Annotated in this window: 2 protein-coding genes; both read right to left on the reverse strand. The window is 53.8% G+C overall.

The window, feature by feature from the left end:
* Nucleotides 1–2,657, reverse strand: a 2,657-nt coding sequence (locus tag KKC91_12425; GenBank protein ID MBU0479352.1) for a DUF11 domain-containing protein, incomplete at its 3' end; no start/stop codon positions are given.
* Nucleotides 2,658–3,213: 556 nt separating this feature from the next.
* Nucleotides 3,214–3,450: hypothetical protein (locus tag KKC91_12430; protein ID MBU0479353.1), on the reverse strand; the 237-nt coding region annotated here is incomplete at its 5' end.

Below are 3,450 nucleotides of genomic sequence, written 5' to 3' on the forward strand. Positions count from 1 at the left end.
GTGTCGCTGCTCGGGTTGGTCACTGTGATATGCCATAGGATGACATCGCCCTCGCCGACACAGCCTAGTCTCGTCTCGTTTCGGACGTAAGTCGCCCATTTGTCAATCGTGATCGCCGGGTGGAACACTTCCAAAGTCACCGTGTCAGACGGCCAACTCTTGCCGTCCTGACCGTATGCCGGGTGTCCCTGCGCGTCATGAGCCATTACCACAGCGGTGTTCACCAACGGATCTGCTACGCCAACTGGGACCGTCCATTCCGAGGAGGTCCAGCTGATTGATCCGAGTGGGGACAATACTCCACCAAACAGCCAACCGTCAAGTGCCGCGCTCAGCATAGCATCCGTGACGTTGTAGAACATGACAGTGTCGCTGCTCGGGTTGGTCACTGTGATATGCCATATGATGACATCGCCCTCGCCGACACAGACAAGTCTTGTCTCGTTATCGACATAGGTCGCCCACTTGTCGATCGTTATTCCCGGGTGCAGTACGTCCAATGTGACAACGGCCGTCGGCCATCCGGTCTGCGTGTCCGCGTGAACATAATGGTTTTGACTGTCGCTCGCGATGACCCAGGCGATGTTCACCAACGGGTCCTCGACTCCGACCGGCACTGTCCAGTTATCCGATGTCCAGCTGAACGAAGTGCCTGGGGACAGCGTGCCGCCGAACAGCCAGTCGTTCACGGCGTCACTGAGCAACGGGTCATAGACGTTGTAAGACATCGCAGTGTCGGTACTCGGGTTCGTCACCGTGATGTGCCATACTATGACATCACCCTCGCCAACGCAGCCGAGTCTCGCGACCTCGCCGACGTAAGTCGCCCACTTGTCAATCGTGATCGCCGGGTGCTTGATGTCGACGGTCCAGCTCGCGGTGTCAGATACAAACGAGTCGTCCAGCTCCTTGAGTATGTCGTGACCAGTCGCAGTCACGGTGTTCGGCATCTCGCCGTTCGGGTCACTGACGACCTCTACCGCCGCAATCGTCTTGTAGATGTGTCCGGATTGGCCCGGGTTCAGCGTGCCGACGTTCTGAGATATCCCCAGCAACGAATCTGTTATTGTCACATTATACAGCACAGTGTCATCCGTTGCCGTGTTCTCGTAGAAGATTGTGTAGCTGACGCTCTCGCCGACCGCGGCGCAGGACTTGTCCGCCGACTTCTCGACATGGATCGACGGGTGCAGTATGTCTACCTTCCAATCGTCCTTTGCCTCATCAGCGAATTGACCGTACTGATCCTTTCCGTTCGCAGTGACGTTGTTGCGCAGTGGATCAAGGCCCGATGCCAAGATCGTGTAGCTCTTCGTGTAAGTGACGGAGGCACCGTGAGCCAAGAACGCGTTCTGCACGATCCAGCCCGCGACATCGTCATAGACGTCAAGATCGACTATGTCTGTTGGGCCTGTGTTTGTCACAACGTAAGTGTAGATTATCGTGTCGCCGACATGAGCATACAGAGGTCCGCTCTTCTCGATCGTCAGGGATGGTTCGCCTACGATCTCGAACGGAGCTTGGGCATGCAGTGTGTCGAACAGACCACCGTGGTCATCGTTGTAAGACAGATAGACATTGTTCCAGTATATGCCCGGGGTTGCCGATGGAAGCACAATCGCCTGGAACTGGATGTAGCCGACCAGAGGTGCAAGCGCACCGTCCACGCCGGTTCCTCTCCAGGCAGTCGGGCCCCATTCCAGCCAAGTAGATGTCTGCTGGGCTGGCGGGAAAGTGAGGTGGGCTGGGTTCTCAGAAGTCCAGAGAACCGATGACCCGCTCACATATGCGACCACCGATGGCAAGTAATCATCGATAAGAACGCACTTCGCATCGGCTTGGCCGATGTTGCTGAACCTTATCGTGAAAGTTATTGTGTCCCCAATCTTGAAGGTCTGTGGGTCCGGGACCAAGAGCGGCTCGACCCACTTATCGAGAGTCATGTTCGGAGGCGTAAGGACAGGATATGCGCCACCAAGCGCTATCGGGACATCTCTGTTGCCCTGGTTCGTTGGAGGGTCGAGGTCGACAATCCTAACGTGTAGGGATGATCCGGGGAAATAAGATGCTCCGTAGTAGTTGTTCGGAATATCCGTGACAGCCATGTGAGCTCCCCATCTTACAGTAGCGCTGGATACCCCTGTAGCAAACTGTAGGGTGAACTGCCAAACGAGAATGTCTCGGCTTGCTCCGGAATCGAATCTTATGTCAACGAAGGACTGGTCTGTTATAGTCCCTTCACTCGGGCTCACCCAGAAGGGGGTGGAAGAGCTCGGGTAGATGTTGAACGGCGATGCAGGTGGTTCGAGATTGTACTCGGTGAGATAATCGATACCGTAGGTGCTAGTGTTTGCATCACGGTAATCGAACCCCAATGTGACGGTGACATTCGGACCAAAGGCATTCTTCTCCAGCTTCACCTTGAACGGGACGCTGTCGCCTTCGTTGTATCCTTTGACGTCGCCTGCAGTCCATCCGGGGTTGGGCCTGAGAGTGTAGCCCTCAAGAGTGATTGCAGGATCGTAAAACTGCGTCGAAGCTGTTACCGCGACGCCGCCTTGAATTTGAGTCGCTGTGACTTGAACAGGAATACTCCAGTGCACAACTCCCTCAGCGGTGTAGTTATTGCACGCGAAATTGCCATACAGTTCAGGCATCACTACAAACGTTCTAGGTTCAGCAAAATCAGGATGGGTCATAACAATAGTAACTGGAGCATACGGAGCCCAACCTCTACCGTTGATTAGAACCGCCTCTCCAGGCACATAATATTCCTCGGATGGCCAAATCGATGGTTCCTCTTGTGCATACGCCACTGCGGCAAACGCACTTGAGACCATGACTAGAACGATGGCCATTGACCATACGGCCCCGATCAGGCTGCGCACACTCTTGTTTCTGCTAGCACTGCAGTTCGCTGCGGTACAATCGACACGATTCACTCTCTTTACCCCCCCTCGTATTCGGCTGCTGCTCAATTCCCCCGACCCTCGTTTCAAGTCCACATTTGCATCAGGTCAGTAAGGTGATTGCAGGCCACCAATCACACATCATGATAATAAAACCTTGGCCGGACGCGGTCCGAGCCGGTCAATCATCCTTTGGGTTTTCATAATCGCGCAGGAAAAAGAAGAGATGGTCATTTTCGAGTGGAGAATCAATGACTATTGTGTCAATGGTTTGTCATGTGTTCTAGCACCAACTACCAATACATCATGGTATATCACAACGCATACAAAAATGTATAAGTATACGCTGTGTTTCACCCAATCCGCAGGGAGCATTACTGTTTGTCTTGCGGAAAAACGAGTGGTGTTCTGCATGAGGAATCCCTTCACCTATGGCACAATTGCAGTTGGCGACAATTTCATCGGCCGTAGTGAGGAAATCATCAAACTGCTGAACTTGACCAAGCTTGGCGGAAGCTGCGTCATACGCGGGCCAAAGGGA

It is taken from the genome of bacterium (genome assembly GCA_018812485.1).
GTDB lineage: Bacteria > JAHJDO01 > JAHJDO01 > JAHJDO01 > JAHJDO01 > JAHJDO01.